Raw genomic sequence first — 18,416 nt, 5'->3', positions numbered from 1 at the left:
GCCAGTAGCAGTGCTACTATGAGGCTTTGGTTGCGTCGCACACTTCAACAGCCGATGCAAGTTTCGGCATATCGTACATTACAGTTGTGTTGTTTGCTGTTGTGCCTTGGTTTATCTGCCCATGCACAACGCAACACTATTTCACTTGAGCAAAACTGGTACAGCATTGCTACCCGCAACGATACCATTCTGCCAGCCAATACTTTCGCTGTACCAATTAATCAACGCTGGCAGCGAGTGAGCATTCCGCACAATTGGGACCAATACGAAGGTTACAGAAGAATGCTGCATGGCAACCGGCACGGCGACTCTTGGTATCGCAAAACATTTACTATCAAACAGGCAAAACAGGGCAAACGTTTTTTTCTGCAGTTTGAAGGCGTGGGCTCTTATGCTACTGTGTATGTAAACAAGCAACAAGTGGGTGAGCATGCAGGTGGCAGAACCACATTCAGCATCGATATTACACACGTTATTAAAACAGATGGTACCCCCAATGAGTTGGCAGTTCGGGCATGGCATCCATCGGGCATAGCGAATCTGCCTTGGGTATGTGGTGGTTGTAGCGATGAACGTGGTTTTTCAGAAGGTTCGCAACCCATGGGCATTTTCCGGCCAGTGCAATTGCTTGTCACCAACGATGTTTGCATTGTGCCTTTTGGCATTCATGCATGGGCCGATGTACAATCGACTCAATCTTTGCTCAACATCAATACAACTGTCCAGAATTTTACAGACAGGCAGCGCCGCATTACCATTGTGCATGCCCTTAAAGATGCCACAGGTAAAACAGTGCAAACTGTTTCGCTGCAACACACCCTACAACCACATGATTCGGTGTCGGTATTGAAAGAGAAAATAACAGTAACGAAGCCCGAATTATGGTCAACAATACGGCCGTATTTATACAGCATTGTTACCAGTATTCAAGAAGGCAATCAGCTCATTGATCAGGAAACAACCCGCTTTGGTTTTCGCACTGTTGCCTGGAAAACAGCAAGCCATCAGTTTGTACTCAACGGGCAGCCTGTGTTTATAAACGGTGTAGCCGAATACGAACATTTGATGGGGCAAAGCCATGCATTTTCCGCAGCGCAAATACAGGCACGTTTCAAATGGATTCAGTCAGCTGGGTTCAATGCTTTTCGGGATGGGCATCAGCCACACAATCTGTTATACGGCCAGCTTTGCGATAGCCAGGGCATCTTGTGGTGGACGCAGTTGTCGGCCCATGTGTGGTACGATACGCCGGAGTTTCGCCATCACTTTAAGCAACTGCTGAGAGAGTGGGTGATAGAGCGGCGCAACAATCCATCGGTGGTCATGTGGGGTTTGCAAAACGAGAGCAAACTGCCCGAAGATTTTGCACAGGAATGCACAGAGCTCATTCGTTCGCTTGATCCAACGGCTAGTGTTCAACGGCCAGTAACTACCTGCAATGGCGGCACCGGTACCGATTGGGATGTGCCCCAAAACTGGACCGGTACTTACGGCGGAAATCCTGCCGACTATGGGCAAGATTTGAAGCGCCAGATTTTGGTAGGTGAGTATGGTGCGTGGCGTACACTCGACCTGCATACCGAAGGCGGATTTATGCAAAACGGTCCCTATAGTGAAGACCGGTTCACTGAATTGATGGAGCAAAAAGTTCGATTGGCAGAATCGGTAAAAGACAGTGTGGCGGGCCACTTTTTTTGGTTGCTTACTTCACACGACAATCCCGGGCGGGTGCAGGGTGGTGAAGGCCTGCGGGAACTGGATCGTATTGGTCCGGTTAATTACAAAGGCATGCTTACGCCATGGGAAGAACCTACGGATGTGTACTACATGTTTCGCAGCAATTATGCCTCCAATACAACTGACCCCATGGTGTATATTGCCTCACATACATGGCCCAACAGATGGATGATGCCTGGTATTAAAAATGGGATCAAAGTGTATAGCAATTGCGATGAAGTTGAGCTGTTTAATGATGACGGCAAAACTTCGTTGGGCCGTAAAAAGAAGGGACCAATAGGTACACACTTTCAATGGGACAGTGTGTTGATTCAATACAATAATTTGTATGCCGTTGGTTATGTAAATGGGAAAGTGGTTGCCAGAGATGCTGTTGTTCTGTTTCACCTTCCCAAAGCTCTTGTAGCAGCGCAGAAAGAAGATGATTTGATGACAAAGCCAATTACCGGCAATGATTATTTGTATCGCATCAACTGCGGCGGACCCAATTACACAGATGTGCATGGAAATACATGGCTTTCTGATAAATGGTTGGCTACCTCGTGGTCAATTGATTTTCCTGAAGTGCCTGCAGTGTATGCCAGTCAGCGCAGAGTTTTTACGGCCATACGCAACACCAATGATGACAAACTGTTTCAAACATTTCGCTATGGAAAACACAAACTGCAGTATGAGCTGGAAGTACCTGCAGGTGAATACACGATAGAGTTGTTTTTTACTGAACCGTGGTTGGGTGTTGGCGGCGGCATCAATGCAACCGGTATGCGTTTGTTTGATGTAGCCATTAACGGAAAAAACGTAGCAGATGATTTGGATATTTGGAAAGCAGTTGGTACCAAGCGCTGCGTATAAAAAAACGGTACAAGCTAAGGCAGTGAATGGTAAATTGATCATCAGTTTTCCTGAGAGTAAAGCAGGGCAGGCATTGATTGCCGCTTTTACTATTTCCAAAAAAGCCGTTCGGGAAATGCCGCAGCAGCGCATCCCATTGCAAATTGCAGATCCTGCTCAGGGTGAATGGAGCAAACAAACCTGGTTGGATATTGGCGATCAACAATTCGCTCAGTCGGGCATTGCTTTTCATGCGTTGCCTTCGCAATTGTTTGGTGCCGATTGGATACAATTTCAATCACCCAATTCATCAGCTACTGCTTTTTATGATGCAATAGAAGATGTTGATTTTTTTGTGGGTATTGACAGCACAACTTCTTTGCCAGCAGATTGGAAAGGCTTTGAAGACCTGCACAGTTTTGTAGTAACAGATGAGCAAGGAGGAAAGTATTACAAACTCTATCGGAAAAAATTGGCCGCAAATGAGCAGGTACAAAATATTCCATCCCATTATTTCATCGCCAGCCAGCCTGCCAATAAAATGCAACCAGCGTACGACTTAAAACCGGTTACACAATACAAAACCAACGTTGCCATTACTGATGCAAATAGCCAGAAACAAATGGTCAATGACAGAGAATGTGTGGTGCCTTCAAGCGATGCGCCGGTAAGTATTGCATGGCCCATACAAACCGGTGTGGGCGATAGGTATTCTTTTACCATGAAATATTTTTGGGATAAAGCACCCGTGCAAGGACGCTTGCTGCTATTGGATGCAGGTGGCAACAGGATGATGGACGAACCGGTGTCTTTTACATTTACCCGTACCGGAAAATGGAACCAGTTTACCGTGAATACGCCTTCTCAAATCAATGCTGGTAACTATAAAGTAGTGCTGTACATTGAAGCGGCAAAAGGATTGGCCATTTCCGGGATTGACGTTCAATAATTGCTGTTATACACAACGAAGATGATACAACGCAGCTTGCTTTTAATCACAACTGTTTTAATGACTGTGCTCACTTCGGCACAATCATTACGGGTGGGTTATCTGCGTTGCGAAGCAAGAGAAAATCCATTGGGTGTAGTTGCAAAACGACCCATGCTCAGCTGGGAATTATACAGTGCTCAACTGTCCGTAGTGCAAACGGCTTTTCAAATTGTAGTAGCCGATGATTCGCTACTCTTGAAAAGAAATGTGGGCAACGTGTGGGATTCGAAAAAGCGGTTGTCTGCAGCTTCTATTCAGATACCATACAACGGCAAGGCATTGCAGACTGCCAAAAAATATTATTGGAAATTAAGAGCCTGGGATAATAAAGGCAATGTGTCTGCGTGGAGTGCAATCGCATGCTGGCAAATGGGTTTAATCGAACCTAAAGATTGGGCAGGTGCCAAATGGATTGCTTATGAGAATCTGCCAGATTCTTTGCGGATTGTTCCTGCTGCTCATGGCAACGGTGACAAAGCCTGGGGCAAAAGAGCCAATGTGTTGCCTTTGTTGCGCACCCAATTTGCAGCATCCAAAAAAGTGAAGCAAGCAACTGCCTTCATCTGTGGACTGGGGCAATTTGAGCTGTACATCAACGGGCAAAAAACCGGCGATCATTTTTTAGACCCTGGTTGGACCAAATACAACAAGCAGGCTCAGTATGTCACTTTTGATGTTACTAAACAATTGCATGTTGGGAATAACGCCATTGGAGTTATGCTGGGTAATGGGTTCTATTATATACCCGGCGAACGATACCGTAAAATGACCGGTGCCTACGGTTATCCAAAAATGATTTTCCGCTTATTGATTGAATATACTGATGGCAGCATACAGCAGGTTGTGAGTGATGAACAATGGAAAACGGCACCGTCGCCCATTACATACAGCAGCTTGTATGGCGGCGAAAATTATGATGCCCGTTTAGAGCACAAGGGCTGGCATACGCCGGCTTTCAACGATGCACAATGGAAGCCTGCCGTTGTTGCTACGCCGCACCATTTGCAATCGCAGCTGGCCGAACCTGTGAAAGTGATGCAGTCTTTTGAAGCAATGACTGTGCGGCAATTGCAGGACAATGTTTGGCTCTATGATTTCGGGCAAAACATGTCGGGCATACCTGCAATAAAAGTGAGTGGCAACAGGGGCGATACCATCAAATTGACGCCGGCAGAACTGCTGACAGAAGATGGTCGTGCCAATCAAAAAGCCACAGGTGCTTCCAGTTATTATTTGTATGTATTAAGTGGTGATGGCGTTGAACAATGGCAGCCAAAATTTACCTACTACGGATTTAGGTATGTGCAACTGGAATTGTTGCCTGCTTCAACATCAAACAAAACAACCCAATTGTTGGAGGTACAAGCCTTACATACCCGCAACAGTGCAGCAGCTGTAGGAGCATTTCAAAATTCCGATACATTGTTCAACCTAACCAATCACCTGATACAATGGGCCATTAACAGCAACATGCAAAGTGTGTTTACCGATTGTCCGCACAGGGAAAGATTGGGTTGGCAAGAGCAGTTGCACCTGATGGGCAATGCACTACAATACAACTATGATATTCATGCATTGGGCAAAAAAATCACTGCTGATATACGGGCGGAGCAAAATGCCAATGGTCTGGTTCCCTCTACCATTCCTGAGTACACCGAAATGCATTTTGCCAACGGCTATTTCCGCGACTCACCGGAGTGGGGCAGCAATGCCATTCTGATGCCGTGGAATCTTTATCAGTGGTATGACGATAAACAAGAGCTACTAACGAACTATACCACTATGCAGCGGTACATTCAATATTTGCGCAGCAAGGATAGCAGCCATTTACTCATGTATGGCTTGAGCGATTGGTATGATTTGGGGCCTGAGCGGCCGGGCTTTTGTCAGCTTACTCCCATGGGGCTTACGGCCACTGCTTATTACTATCACAATCTTCGGGTGATGCAACAAACTGCTACACTGCTGGGTAAAAAAGCAGATGCATTACACTACAGCAAATGGGCAGATTCAGTAAGTGTTGCGTTCAATCGTCAGTATTTCAACGACACAGCAAAGCAATACGGTACAGGTAGCCAAACATCTAATGCAGTGGCATTAAGTATGGGATTGGTGGCAGAGAAAAATACAACCGCGGTATTGGCAAATCTTATTCAATCCATTGAACAAAATGATTACCGCCTGACGGCAGGAGATATCGGATTTCATCACCTGCTAAAAGTGTTGAGCGAAGCAGGAAGAAGTGATATCATTTTTCGGATGAACAACCGCAGCGATGTGCCCGGTTATGGTTACCAACTGGCAAAAGGTGCAACGGCTTTAACCGAATCTTGGCAAGGTTCTCCCATTGTGAGCAACAATCATTTTATGCTCGGACATCTCATGGAATGGTTCTATGCATCGCTGGCAGGTATTCAGGCTTCTACCGGTGCAGTTGCGTTTAGGCAGCTGCGTATTCAGCCACAAGTGGTAGGCGATGTAACTGAAGCTGAAGCCCGTTTTCGTTCACCCTATGGATGGGTTGCTTCATCATGGAAAAAGGATGATACAAAATTTACCTTGCAGGTACACATACCCGTCAACAGCACTGCTACTGTGTATTTGCCGGCAGGTAGCAATAGCATCATACACATGAATCAGCAACCAGTAAAAGTCCCGATACAGAACGGATTGGCACGAATGGCCATTGGTTCGGGGGAATATATTTTTACTGTTGTCAATCAATAATCTATCTCAATCATTTGCACATGAATGTTTTAATATGCCAACAACCCGGACAGTTTGAATACGTACAGCAAAACAAACCTGTATTACAACGGGGGCATGCTATTTTGCAAGTAAAACGCATAGGTATTTGTGGTACTGATTTGCATGCTTTTGAAGGTACGCAGCCATACTTCCAGTATCCACGGGTATTGGGTCATGAGTTGGGTTGCGAAGTGGTAGAAGTAGATCCGTCATCAGGGTTTGTGCCCGGTGATAAAGTAACGATTGTGCCATACTTTGCTTGCGGCGAGTGTGTAGCCTGCCGCAATGAGTTGCCCAATTGTTGTGCTGCCATTCAGGTGTTTGGGGTACATATAGATGGCGGCATGAAAGAGTTTATTTCTGTACCTACAAAAGCATTGCTGAAAGCCAACGATATGAGCTTTGATGAGCTGGCTTTGGTAGAGCCATTGGCAATTGGTGCACATGGTATTCGCAGGGCTGCTGTACAGCAAGGTGAATTTGTGTTGGTGATTGGTGCCGGCCCTATTGGCTTGGGCATTATGGAGTTTGCCCGCATTGCCGGCGGCAAAGTAATAGCCATGGATGTGAATACAACGAGGTTGGATTTCTGCAAGGATAAACTGGCGGTGAAACATACCATCAATGCGGCTACTGAAGATGTGCTGCAGCGATTGAAAGAAATCACCAATGGCGATATGCCCACCGTAGTGATTGATGCAACAGGCAATCAGAAAGCCATCAACGCCGCTTTTTTATACATGGCACATGGGGCCCGTTATGTGTTGGTGGGTTTGCAAAAAGGCAATCTGGAAGTAGCGCATCCGGAGTTTCACAAAAGAGAAGCCACACTGATGAGTAGCCGCAACGCAACGCAGGAAGACTTCGATCATGTAATGCGCTGTATGCAGCAAAAACTGGTAGATCCTGCAACGTACATTACGCATCGGGTGGCTTTTACTGATGTAAAAGCGCAATTCGAGTCGTGGATCAATCCTGCCAATGGTGTTATCAAAGCCATGGTAGAACTGTCGTAATTTTCAACAGGTAAAAAGAAAGGCATGATGCGTAAAGCAACTTGGATATTGGGTTTGATGATGTGCTGTAGTTTGTTGTTGCAGGCTCAGGTTCGCCATGTGCAGTCTTTTAATAAAGGGTGGAAGTTTTACGCAGGTGATGATAGCCTGGCGAGCCAAACTATATTCAACGATAGTAAATGGCGTCCATTGCAATTGCCCCACGACTGGAGCATTGAAAGTCATTTCTCAGCCCGTTTTCCGGCAACTAACCAAGGGGGTGCTTTGCCCGGCGGTATTGGTTGGTATCGCAAAACATTTACCATGCCTGCATCGGCATCTACCAAGATTACCAGTATTCATTTTGATGGCGTTTACAAAAACAGTGAAGTGTGGATCAACGGTCATTGGTTGGGTAAGCGACCAAATGGCTACGTCAATTTTTCGTACGACCTCACACCGTATTTGCAATACGGCAACACCAATGTAATAGCAGTGCGAGTAGATAATTCGGCACAGCCCGATTCTCGCTGGTACAGTGGTAGCGGCATTTACAGAGACGTACAATTAGTAACGACCAATAAAGTTTCGCTGGCCAATGAAGGTGGCGTGTTTGTGACCACACCCATCGTAAGCAATGAGTATGCGCAGGTGAGCTTTCAGTATGATATTCGAAATGCGGATAATGAAGCCGTATTGGTGAATGTGTATACTGATGTGCTGGATGCCAGCGGAAAAAAAATAGCCAGCAGTAAATCACCCATATTGCGCAAAGTGAATCAAGGCAAGCAGGTGTATGCTGATATGTTGCGTATCGCCAGGCCTGTACGATGGTCGGTTGAACATCCGTATCTCTACAAAGCCATTACTAAAATTGAAGTGAATGGGCAGTTGGTAGATGAGCAAGTACATCCTTTGGGCATCCGCAGTTTTCGCTTTGATAGCGAAAAAGGTTTTTTTCTGAATGAACAACCACTCAAAATTCAAGGTGTTTGTCAGCACCACGATTTGGGTGTATTCGGCGCAGCTTTCAATAAAGCTGCAGCCATTCGCCAGTTGCGCATTTTAAAAGAGATGGGCGTAAATGCCATCCGTTTTTCGCACAACCCGCCAGCCTCTACATTGCTCGATCTTTGTGATTCCATGGGTTTTTTGGTAGTGGATGAAGCATTTGATATGTGGCGTAAAAAGAAAAACAAGTTCGATTATCATTTGCAGTTTAATGATTGGCATGAACAAGACCTGCGGGCCATGGTACTCCGCGACAGAAATCACCCTTCTGTATTTATGTGGAGCATTGGCAATGAAATACGGGAGCAGTTTGACAGCAGCGGCACCGTAATTGCCCGTCGCTTGAGTACTATTGTAAAATCGCTGGATACTACACGGCCCGTCACCAGTGCCCTCACTGAAACCTTTCTCGAGAAAAATTTCATCGCACAATCCAATGCGTTGGATGTGCTGAGCTTCAACTATAAGGAGTACGATTATCCGCATTTGCCCAAACGTTTTCCCGGTGCATCATTCATTGCCAGCGAAACCGCTTCTGCACTCAGTACCCGTGGGGTGTATGTAGGCGCTGCCGATAGCATGCATGTATGGCCGCCTAATTTTAAAGAGCAGGAAAACTTTTCCGGCGGCTATGCTGATACTACCTGCAATGCCTACGACAATACCTATGCTTATTGGGGTGCCACGCATGAAAAAGCCTGGTTGGCGGTAAAAAAATATCCGCATATCGCAGGCGGATTTGTGTGGAGTGGATTCGATTATCTCGGCGAGCCATTGCCATACAACTTTCCGGCCCGCAGCAGTTATTACGGCATTATTGATTTGGCAGGTTTTCCCAAGGATGTGTACTACATGTACCAAAGCGAATGGACCAACAAGCCGGTGCTGCATGTGCTGCCTCACTGGAACTGGAAGAAAGGAGACACGGTGGATGTGGTAGCCTACTACAGCCAGGCCGATGCAGTAGAACTTTTCTTGAATGATAGGTCACTGGGTAAAAAAAGCAAAACAGACAGCAGCCTGCATGTGCAATGGCGGGTACCTTTTGCCCCTGGCAGCATCAAAGCGATTGCTTGGAAAGATGGTAAGATTGTACAAACCACCAGCACCAGCACCACGGGCAAGCCAGTGGCCATTCGCTTACTGGCAGATAGGAAAATAGTGCAGGCCAATGGGCAAGATGCCGCATTTATAGAAGTACAGTTGGTGGATGCGCAGGGCCGTGTGGTACCCGATGCTGATGTAAGTATTTCTGCCACTGTAACCGGTGCCGCTACATTGGCAGGCACCGACAATGGCTTTCAGGCCGAAACAGTATCGCTGAAAAGTAACCAGCGCCGTACGTGGAAGGGGAAAGCTTTGGTGGTGGTACAATCTGCGGAGCGGCAGGGAAATATCACCGTTACAGTAAAAGCCGCAGGTATCGTTACAGCTGTTATTGCGCTTAAATGCCAGTAATGACGCCACATCTACGATACGGAAACGATTGCGTAAAAAGCAGGTGCTATAGGAAAATAGTACATCAACTTAGCAATACCGTACATTTTTAAGGGGGAGGCACCAGTAATTTTAGTGTGTCAAAAAAAGCAGTAAAAAGCCATCTGAAAATGTCCGATTTGCTGCAGTTGAATGTCCATGAAAGATTGTTTGCCTCCTATGATGATGAAGAAACGGCCAGCCCGGGTGCTGTCTGTACAAGCCAGCGGCCATCAGCTGTTGCCTGCAGATGCAGCACGTTTTATGCTCTTCTTCCTTGCAGCAATTTTTTTCTCTCTATTGTCTTTTGCACAGCAAGATGCCAACTACCTGAAAGTCATTACAGAGCGGTCGGCTAAAATCATCAACACATTGGGTGTGCAAGATTCAACACACTACAATCAGGCATTGCAGACAGTAGTGCTGCAATATGCCGCCATCAATGAAATTCACGAAGAAGCAAAAGCGGCTACTCAGCAAGCTAAAGCAAACAGTACGAATACGGCAGCATTGCGGGTGCAACTGCAAGCCATTGAATTGAAAAAGAAAAATCTGTTGGCAGCAAAGCATCAATCTTATTTGCAACAATTACATGCTGTGCTTACGCCGGCACAAGTAGAGCAGGTAAAAGATGGCATGACGTACAAAGTATTTCCGAATACCTATGCTGCCTACCTCGATATGATTCAGCAACTGACTGCCGTGCAAAAAGCCAAAATTTATGATTGGTTGAAAGAGGCGAGGGAAGAAGCCATGGATGCAGAATCGTCTGACAAGAAACACGCTGTATTTGGAAAATACAAAGGCCGTATCAACAACTATTTATCTGCCGAAGGTTACGATTTAAAAAAAGAAACGGAAGCCTGGCAGCAACGGTTGAAAGCCAAAGCCAAATAACCAACATTGCACACAACGATTGATAATAGGAAACCCGTAAAATGCCATATATGAAGCACATGCTAAAACCAAAACTGCTAGCACTTAGCGTATTTTTGTTGATGGCGGTCGGCCTGTTTGCACAGGATGTGATCGTTTCTGGTACCGTTACCAGTGCAGATAACGGACAGCCACTCGAAGGTGTATCGGTACGAATTAAAAACACCACTTCCGGTACGGCTACCAACGACAAAGGCCAGTTCACTTTAAAAGCGCCTTCTTCTGAGTCGGTGATTACGTTTACTTATGTAGGCTATGTAGTGTACGAACGCAAAGTTGGTGCAGGTGGCAGCATTTCGGTAAGCATGAACAAAAGCAACGACCAACTGGACGATGTGGTGGTGATTGGTTATGGTACCAAAAAGAAAGTAAATGTCATTGGTTCTGTTGCCAGCATTAAGTCAGCACAGATTGAAGACATTCCTGTATCTAGCCTTGGTGCAGCATTGATCGACCGCTTGCCAGGTGTAGGTGTAAACTTTGCTTCTGGTAAGCCGGGCTCTACTGTTTCTATCAACATTCGTAACTCCAGCATTTTTGCTGGTGCAAGTTTGGTGGGTGCTACTGCAGATCCGCTCTACGTTATTGATGGTATCATTGTAGACAAAGAAACTTTCGACAACCTCGATGCAAGTCTCGTTGAAGACATCAACTTTTTGAAAGATGCCTCAGCAGCTATTTACGGTGCTGCGGGTGCAAAAGGTGTAGTGCTGGTAACTACCAAAAAAGGAAAGCCCGGCAAACCTAAAATTTCTTACAGCGGCTACTATGGTGTAACCGATGAAGCCGTTACTCCCAAAGTGATGACAGCTTATCAGCATGCTAAAATGCTGAACGATGGTTATGCCATCACCGGTGCACCCAACACGCAGCGTTTCTCCCAGGCCGATCTCGATTTTCTGGCCACCAATCCATACAAAAGCTGGTATGATGAAATGTGGAAGGCTTCTAACCTGATGCGCCACACCATCAATGTAAGCGGCGGTAACGAACGCATTACCTTCTTTGCCGGTGGTAACTACTACAACGAAACCGGTAACTATGGCGATATCAGTGTGCAGAAATATGGTTTCCGTATGGGTACCAATGCAAAAATCATTGATGGCCTTACAGCCAGCGTCACTTTCGCTTCTGACTTTAGCAAAGAAAACCGCAATACGCTGAAAGGTGCCAACGATGAAACAGACGATTTGTCTATCCGTGCCATTTACCTTACACCACAATGGGTGCCCATGAAAATTAACGGCACTTACGTAGGCTGGAATGGTGTAAACCCTCCGGGCAACTGGAACCCATTGGCTCTCTTCAATAGCGGCAACTACAAGCGGGGCAATTCACAAGGTTTGAATGTGAATGCATCTCTCGAATACAAACCTACTTTCCTGAAAGGCCTTACTGCCAAAGTGCAGTTTGGTAAGCTCAACAGAAATGCTACCAGCAAAGAATACTTTCCTCCATACTTGGTAGGCAACTTTATTCGTGGTGGTCAAAACGGTTTGTTGTTTACAGAAAACCTCAATGCCAGTACTCCTTTTCAGCGGGTATCTAACTCCGATCAGCTCGCCGAAGGTTCTGATATCAACAATACATATCAGTTAATTGGTACACTGAGTTACGCCAAGAAATTCAAGAACAGCGATTTTGATGTGATGCTGGGCTTCGATCAGGGCGAAGGCACCACACAAAACATTTTCTTTTATAAAAACGGACAACTTGTGGGCGGTGTCGATCAGTTTTGGGCATTCAGCAATGATGGCCAAACCATTCGTAACCCATCTTACACCAACTCTGCCAAGCGGTCATACCTGGGCCGTGTCAACTATCAGTTGCAAGGCAAGTACATGGTAGAAATCATTGCCCGTTATGATGCATCTGCCAACTTTCCACCATCGAGCCGTTGGGGTTTGTTCCCATCAGTTGGTTTGGGTTGGAAAATCAGCGATGAAAAGTTTTTCGAAAATGCATTCCCCTTTATCAATTACATGAAGGTGCGTGCCAACTACGGTTTGGTGGGTGAAGACCGCGTAGCCAACCGCTTGTGGCAGGCTCGTTTTACGCAAACCACCGGTATGCTGTTTGGTACCACTGTTACCAATGGTTTAGACCCCAACGTTTCGCCCAACCCCAACATTACATGGGAAAAAGCCAGAACCTTCAACGTGGGCTTCGATATGAACCTGGTGCGTAACAAACTCAACTTTACCTACGACTTCTTCCACCGCTACAACTATGATGGTTTCGACCGTTTGGAAAATGGTGTATTGCCTCCAACAGCCGGTATCAACACTGCTGTGGTAAACTACGGTCGTAGCATTAGCTGGGGTCATGAGTTTAGCATTGGTTTTCGTGAGTACTTCCGCAAAGACTGGACATTCAATGCTGATGTAAACTTTGGTTTCGGAAACAGTCAGATTTTGCAATCGTATTACAACCCTGCACGTTTGGGTACTTACGGCACCAACGAACTGGGTATTTCTATTGGTCGTGATCCACGCAAATACAACGGAAACAACTACGGGTACATTGCCACTGGCATACTGCGTACACAAGACGAAATTGATGCCTTGCTGGCGAAGAATCCAAACTACCTGATTGGTGGCCAAAAGCCACAGGTTGGTTTCATGAACTTTAAAGACATCAATGGTGATGGCAGAATTGACGATAACGACATTACCACTATGTTCGATCGTACCACACCAATTGTTACGTTTGGTATGACCTTCGGCGTAGCGTACAAAACCATCAAACTGCAGATGAACATGAACCTGCGTTTGGGTGGCAAAAGCTTCTACGATTCTGAAGCCAGAAAAGTGCCGACCACTACACAAAATGCACCTGCTTTCTGGAACGACCACTGGACACCAGAAAACCCCAATGCGCAGTTCCCACGTGCTGATGCTCCGCTGGCCCGTGAAAACTCTACCTTCTGGGCGGTTAGTGGTACGCAAAGCCGTATCAACAACATGGTGTTGTCGTATGCATTGCCTAAAAAGATTTCTGAGCGTTACCGCATTCCTGAGTTTCGTGCCTTCTTTACCGGTACCAACTTGTGGAACATCGTAAATCCGCTGAAATACAAGGATCCATATACCTCAAACTTCGCCAGCTATCCCACATTGCGTTCTATGTCACTTGGTCTGAACGTAACCCTTTAATGATTGCCAAAAAACAGCATTATGAAAATGAACAATAAAATAGCAAGCCTTGCATTGGTGGTATGTGCGTTGTCGCTATCGCTTACAGCTTGCAAAAAAGATTTCTTCGAAATTGAAGATCCGAATGGTATTGATTCCCGCATTTGGAATGATGCAGGTGCCATTGGTTTGTTCCTCAACCGTACTTACGATTTGGTACTGCCCACCTGGCCTGCTGCTGGTGGCATACACAATACATCAGATGAACTCAACAACGCCAACACCGCATTCTTGTATGGCCAGTTGGTTGAAAACTCTGTAACGGACATTGGTACTGGCACAACCGGTACTACCAACCGCTACTTCGATATCCGCCGTTGCAATGTAGCCATCGAAGGTTTGAACAGCAGCGCATTGCCCGATGCTATTAAGAATCCGCTGAAAGGTCAGTTTTACTTCATGCGGGCCTTTGTCTACTTCCGTTTGGTGTCGCTGTATGGCGGTGTGCCGCTCATTTTAAAAGCGCAGGATTTAGATGGAGAAAACCTGAATGTACCTCGTTCAAAAACCAGTGAATGTATAGCCGCTATTGCTAACGATTTGGATTCTGCTGCCGCTTATTTACCCAGCACTTGGACCGGTGCCAACATTGGCCGTATTACCAAAGCAACAGCGATGGCATACAAAGGAAAAGTGTTGTTGTATTGGGCCAGTCCCCAGTTCAATCCCACTGGCATCTCTACTCGTTGGGAAGCTGCATATCAGGCCAACAAAGCGGCTTATGATACTGCTGTAGCACATGGTTACCTGTTGTTTCCTACTTACGCAAACATTTTTGTAACTGAAGACAACAAAGAAGTAATGCTGGTGCGTAAGCATGATGCCGTGTCTATCAGCCCCGGCCGTGGTACCAACCTTGAATACATTACCCGTCCTTTTTCTGAAGGTGGCGGCGGCGGTTCTAACCAGCCAACCTGGAACCTCGTTCAGTCTTATACCATGAACAATGGTTTGCCCATCAGTCATGCATCAAGCGGGTATAATGCTACCATGTTCTGGCAAAACCGTGATCCTCGTTTTGATGCCTCTATTGCCTACAACGGTGGTGTATGGCCACTTAGCAACAAAGCAGGCCGCAAGCAGTGGAGCTACGTAGGCGTACTCGATGAGTCGGCCAGTACCATTGTTACCGGTTTTTATTGCAAACGCATTACCAACCCCAACCTTGCTGCTTCACAAGCTTTGTACAACAGCAACACCGGCGGCGGTAGCGGTATGGATTGGGTAGAGTTCCGCTTTGCAGAATTAGTGATGAACCTGGCGGAATGTGCCAATGAAACCAATCGCTTGGCCGAAGCAAAAGATATGGTGCGCAACATTCGCAAACGTGCCGGTATCATTCAGGGTTCTTTCGATTATGGTTTGGATGTAGCTGTTGATGCAGCCAGCATGCGCAGCCTTATTTTGGAAGAACGCCGTGTAGAATTTGCCATGGAAGGCAAGCGTTATTGGGACCTGCGCCGTACACGCAATCTGAACATGCTCACTGCCCGTCAGTCATTGCGTTATACACCTAAGCCACCATACTATGCCGGTACAGGTACAGTAGCTGGTCGTATTTATTTGGATAAACCAGATGCATTTGGTGTGAAGCCACGTGATACTGCCAACCTGAACAACCCTGCAGTACTGTCTGCCATGTTTACTTCTGCAGTTGCATCGCTTGAAGGTTCTAATGTGATCAGTATTCCGGACCGTTACTACTTCTATCCATTGCCGAATATCTTCAACCAATCGAGCTATGTAATGGCACAAACCATTGGTTGGGCAGGCGGCACATTCGATCCGTTGCAGTAATCATCCTTCACCACATTTAAATTTTGAGATATGACTTTCAAACTACATCAATATATAGCGGTGTCGGCCTTGTTACTGATGGCTGTATCCTGCGAGAAAAAAGTAGAACCCATTGATGCATACGATGTAACAGTGGACTACAAAAGCAGCAATGAATTTGCTGTTACGGCAGACAAAGAAGTGAACCCAAAGGATAGTATCTTTTTCGATTTTACCGTCACTTCGCCAGAGCCAATTACGTATATCGAAATACAGAAAAACGGTGTACGCATTGATACCTTTAATGTAACGGGTGGTAAAACTTTCAGCGCTACCAAAGGCTACCGTGCTGATAGTGTGGCCGGCGATTACTCCTACCGTGTACTGGCCCGCAATGCGCAGGCAACATTTATGGGTGATGGTGGCAAACTGTTGAAAGTAACCGTGAAGCCTGATTTCTATTTCTGGTCGTACAGAATATTGCAAGTGCCTGACAGCACTGCAAAAACCAACACCTGTTTTTACTCTTCCCGTGATGGCCGAGTATACAGCTACAACGATGGTGCAGTGATTTCGCAGTATGTTGATTTTGGTTACTATTATGATACGCTGGTGGCTAATAAGCATACTATTTATGCATTGAATAGTGCACAACCACAACTCAATTTTTACGACCTCAGCACCTGGACAAAAAACGCAACTGTATTTAAGAAGATGCCAACGTCTGTCAACTTTGTGACTGGTCTTACTTCAAGCGGCGCTATCAATACGTTAATCAGGAATAACATGACCTCAGGCACTGCTTCTAAAGTAACCACTGTGAGTACTTCCGGCGGCAGCAATGTCATCGGTTTCAGAACAGCAGCCGGTAAGTTTGGTGCCATCCTCATTCGCTATGTCAATCAGGATTCTCCGGCCAAGGCTACCCAGATTGAAGTGGATGTAAAAGTGCAGAAATAACAATGGGTATAACACAAGCAATCAAAAGAGAAAGTGTTATCACTTTCTCTTTTTTATAACGGTCTGTTTAGCTGCTGAAAAACGTCTAACCTTAATATATTCCGACTATGAAAATGTATCGTACATCTTTACTATCACTGGCTGTGTTGTTGCTAATGACTGTGTGTGCCAGTGCTCAGTATCCGCAAATTCCACCCGACGTTCAGCGTACTTCAGACTCGTTGATGAAAGCCGCCAATGCACATTCCGACAGCATGTGGCAATTGGCCTGGCCCGTTATACAACAAGAAGCCAAACAAGGTAAACCTTATATTCCCTGGGCATCAAGAGTAGATGAATTGCCGCAGGCAGATATACCTGCTTTTCCAGGTGCAGAAGGTGGTGGCAAATACAGCTTTGGTGGCCGTGGCGGCAAAGTATATGTGGTTACCAATTTGAATGATGATGGCGCTGGTAGTTTGCGTTGGGCTTGTGAGCAAGGTGGTGCCCGTATTGTTGTATTCAATGTAGCAGGCATCATTCGTTTGAAAACACCATTAATCATTCGTGCTCCTTACATCACCATTGCTGGTCAAACTGCACCTGGTGATGGCGTATGTATCGCTGGCGAAAGTGTGTGGATCAACACACATGATGTTATCATTCGGTACATGCGTTTTCGTCGTGGTGAAACTTGGGTGGGCCGCAGAGATGATGCCATTGGTGGCAACCCCATTGGCAACATCATTATCGATCATGTGAGTGCCACATGGGGCCTTGATGAAAACATGAGCATGTATCGCCATATGTACAACGACAGCACCGGAAAAATTGAAGACAAATTCGGCACGGTAAACATCACCATTCAAAACTCCATTTTTGGTGAAGCACTCGATACTTGGAACCATGCATTTGGCAGCACACTGGGTGGCGAAAACTGTACGTTTATGCGCAACCTTTGGGCCAATAATGCCGGCCGAAATCCATCGGTAGGCTGGAACGGTGTTTTCAATTTTGCCAACAACGTTATTTTCAACTGGGTACACCGTAGCGTAGATGGCGGCGATTACAGGGCTCAGTTCAACATCATCAACAATTACTTCAAGCCCGGTCCGGCTACACCCAACAACAATGTGGGTCACCGCATTCTTAAACCAGAAAGCGGCCGCAGCAAACTCAAGTACAAAGTATACGGCCGTGCTTATGTAAATGGCAATGTGATGGAAGGTTTTCCTGCCATTACCAAAGACAACTGGAATGGTGGTGTGCAGGTAGAAGAGCAAGCTGATGCCGGCGAGTACGCTGCATTTATGAAATGGCACAAACCTTTGCCTATGGCACCCATCACTATTTTGAGTGCAGAGCAGGCTAAAACCTATGTGCTGGCCAATGCGGGTGCCACCTTGCCTCGCCGTGATGCAGTGGATGCCCGTATTGTAAAACAAGTAGCTACCGGAAAAATTGAATACAATGCTGATGTGCAATTGCCCGAAACGCAATTCAAGCATCGTCGTTTGCCAATCGATTCTTACAAGCAAGGCATCATTACTGATATTGCACAGGTAGGCGGCTATCCCGAGTATAAGGGAACGCCTTACAAAGACAGCGACAACGATGGTATGCCCGATGCCTACGAAATCAAAATGGGTTTGAACGCCAACAATGCCGCCGACGCTGGCAAGCTGGCGAAAAACGGATACAGCAATATTGAAAATTTCCTGAACAGCGTGGTAGATGTAAAAACTGTAAAACCCGCTGTAGCGGCTAAATAATATCCGCAGT

Annotated in this window: 10 protein-coding genes; all 10 read left to right on the top strand. The window is 46.1% G+C overall.

The window, feature by feature from the left end; translation table 11 throughout:
* The first annotated feature begins 54 nt into the window (after positions 1-54).
* The 10 genes from GLV81_RS12855 (at position 55) to GLV81_RS12810 (ending at position 18,406) form a co-directional block, all read left to right on the top strand.
* Positions 55-2,589 (top strand): malectin domain-containing carbohydrate-binding protein, encoded by a 2,535-nt coding sequence (locus GLV81_RS12855; protein WP_197428300.1) that lies wholly within the window; start codon positions 55-57, stop codon positions 2,587-2,589.
* Positions 2,543-3,517 (top strand): hypothetical protein, encoded by a 975-nt coding sequence (locus GLV81_RS12850; protein WP_157479218.1) that lies wholly within the window; start codon positions 2,543-2,545, stop codon positions 3,515-3,517. The genes GLV81_RS12855 and GLV81_RS12850 overlap by 47 nt, the downstream gene beginning before the upstream one ends.
* 60 nt (positions 3,518-3,577) lie before the next feature.
* A complete protein-coding gene (locus tag GLV81_RS12845) occupies positions 3,578-6,286 on the top strand; it encodes a family 78 glycoside hydrolase catalytic domain (protein ID WP_157479217.1) in 2,709 nt (902 codons plus the stop codon).
* Between the two features lie 20 nt (positions 6,287-6,306).
* Positions 6,307-7,323 carry a zinc-binding alcohol dehydrogenase family protein gene (locus GLV81_RS12840; protein ID WP_157479216.1) on the top strand — a complete coding sequence of 339 codons (1,017 nt, stop codon included), beginning with the start codon at positions 6,307-6,309 and terminating at the stop codon, positions 7,321-7,323.
* A gap of 24 nt (positions 7,324-7,347) precedes the next feature.
* Positions 7,348-9,771 carry a glycoside hydrolase family 2 TIM barrel-domain containing protein gene (locus GLV81_RS12835; RefSeq protein WP_246185988.1) on the top strand — a complete coding sequence of 808 codons (2,424 nt, stop codon included), beginning with the start codon at positions 7,348-7,350 and terminating at the stop codon, positions 9,769-9,771.
* A 198-nt stretch (positions 9,772-9,969) separates the two neighbouring features.
* Positions 9,970-10,686, top strand: a complete 717-nt coding sequence (locus tag GLV81_RS12830) for a DUF3826 domain-containing protein (RefSeq protein WP_197428299.1) — start codon at positions 9,970-9,972, stop codon at positions 10,684-10,686.
* Between the two features lie 50 nt (positions 10,687-10,736).
* Positions 10,737-13,880 carry a SusC/RagA family TonB-linked outer membrane protein gene (locus tag GLV81_RS12825; protein WP_197428298.1) on the top strand — a complete coding sequence of 1,048 codons (3,144 nt, stop codon included), beginning with the start codon at positions 10,737-10,739 and terminating at the stop codon, positions 13,878-13,880.
* A 21-nt stretch (positions 13,881-13,901) separates the two neighbouring features.
* A complete protein-coding gene (locus GLV81_RS12820) occupies positions 13,902-15,716 on the top strand; it encodes a RagB/SusD family nutrient uptake outer membrane protein (protein WP_157479213.1) in 1,815 nt (604 codons plus the stop codon).
* 30 nt (positions 15,717-15,746) lie between these two features.
* Complete coding sequence (locus GLV81_RS12815; RefSeq protein ID WP_157479212.1) at positions 15,747-16,655, top strand: hypothetical protein; 909 nt, start codon at positions 15,747-15,749, stop codon at positions 16,653-16,655.
* Positions 16,656-16,762: 107 nt separating this feature from the next.
* Complete coding sequence (locus GLV81_RS12810) at positions 16,763-18,406, top strand: pectate lyase family protein (RefSeq protein ID WP_157479211.1); 1,644 nt, start codon at positions 16,763-16,765, stop codon at positions 18,404-18,406.
* Positions 18,407-18,416: the final 10 nt, after the last annotated feature.

Origin of the sequence: Phnomibacter ginsenosidimutans (genome assembly GCF_009740285.1) — a bacterium.
Classification (GTDB): Bacteria; Bacteroidota; Bacteroidia; order Chitinophagales; family Chitinophagaceae; genus Phnomibacter; species Phnomibacter ginsenosidimutans.
This window is presented reverse-complemented; position numbering and strand designations above follow the sequence as displayed.